This is a genomic window from Gryllotalpicola sp. CP2-P1 (assembly GCF_057512245.1).
Map to the genome: position 1 here is coordinate 1 of NZ_JBLRDT010000383.1, position 1,262 is coordinate 1,262.

A 1,262-nucleotide genomic window follows, 5' to 3' on the forward strand; every position below is an offset into this window, starting at 1 on the left:
TGGCAGCTGCTGCTCGGATTCCCCGGCGGCGCGACGAGCGGCTGGCAGAGTCTCGCGCACACGCTCGGCTGGTCGACCGGCGCCCTGACCGTGCTCCTCATCGTGCTGGTCGCGCCGCTCATGGTGCTCGCGCTGCTCGCGCTGTTCCTGCGCCCCACCGTGCGGGCAGGCGGCGCGCTTCTCGGCGCGTTCCTCGGGCTCGCGACCGCGGCCGTCGCCTCGCACAGCGCGCTGCAGGTCTCCGGAGCGCACTCGGTCAGGCTCTGGGCCGGGTCAGGGCTCAGCCTGTACTGGCTGGGGCTCACCGGTGCCGCGCTGTTCGCGCTCGCCGCGCTCGGCCGCTTCTCCGTCGGCCCGGCCTGGGTCGCCTCCGTCGGCGCGATCGCCGCTGTGGTGCCCCTCGCCGCGACCGGGCTGCTCGGCTCGGCCGCCGTGATCTCGAACCCGGGCGGCCAGCTGCCCGCCTACGTCATGGCCGAGGCGGCGAGCGAGCCGCGCACGGCGACTCTCGTCGTCACGCCGGGTGACACGGGCGAGATCACGGCCGGCGTCGTGCACGGCTCCGGCGAGACCCTCGAGCAGCAGAGCACGCTCGAGTCCACTGAGCCGAGCCTGTCCGCCAGCAACGCCGAGCTCGCCCGACTGGCCGTGAACCTCGTCTCGCGCAGCGGCTTCGACGCGGCCGCCGATCTGAAGCGCTTCGGCATCAGCTTCGTCTTCCTGCACACAGGGCAGTCGCCCGATGTCAGCCAGAAGGCGTTCGGCGACCGCGCCGCGACCGCGCTCGACAGCGACCCGCTGCTCGCCCGCGTCGGCAGCACGTCGAACGGCACGCTGTGGAGCACTACGAAGGACATCGCGCCCGTGGCGCTGCCCGACAACCCCGGCGGCTGGCGGCAGCCGCTCATCATCCTGATGCTCGTCGTCGTGTTCGGCGTGTTCGCGCTGCTCGCGGTGCCGATCGGCAACACCGCCGCTCCCCGGCGGCGGATCCGCCGGCCGAAGGGCGGGGGTGAGGCCACCCGCGTTCCCGAGGACCCGGCCGAGGCATCCGATCGCCCCGACCCCGACCTCGAGCAGACCGCCGAGCCGGGCGTCGAGCTCGAACCCGCCTATGCCGCCGTCGGCGGCTCCGACGAGGAGACCCAGCTGTGAGCGACCGCAGAACCGTTCTGACCCGGGCCGGTGTGCGCGTGCTCGCCGGCGCCGCGGGGCTCGCCGCCACCCTCGCGGTCGTGACGGCCGTGTTCACGCTGCCGCTG

At 74.2% G+C, this 1,262-nt stretch carries 1 pseudogene; it reads left to right on the forward strand.

Annotated features, from left to right (window positions below):
- A pseudogene (locus ACM2XV_RS15405) lies at positions 1–1,155 on the forward strand (glycosyltransferase); the annotation flags it as partial.
- Positions 1,156–1,262 lie beyond the last annotated feature (107 nt).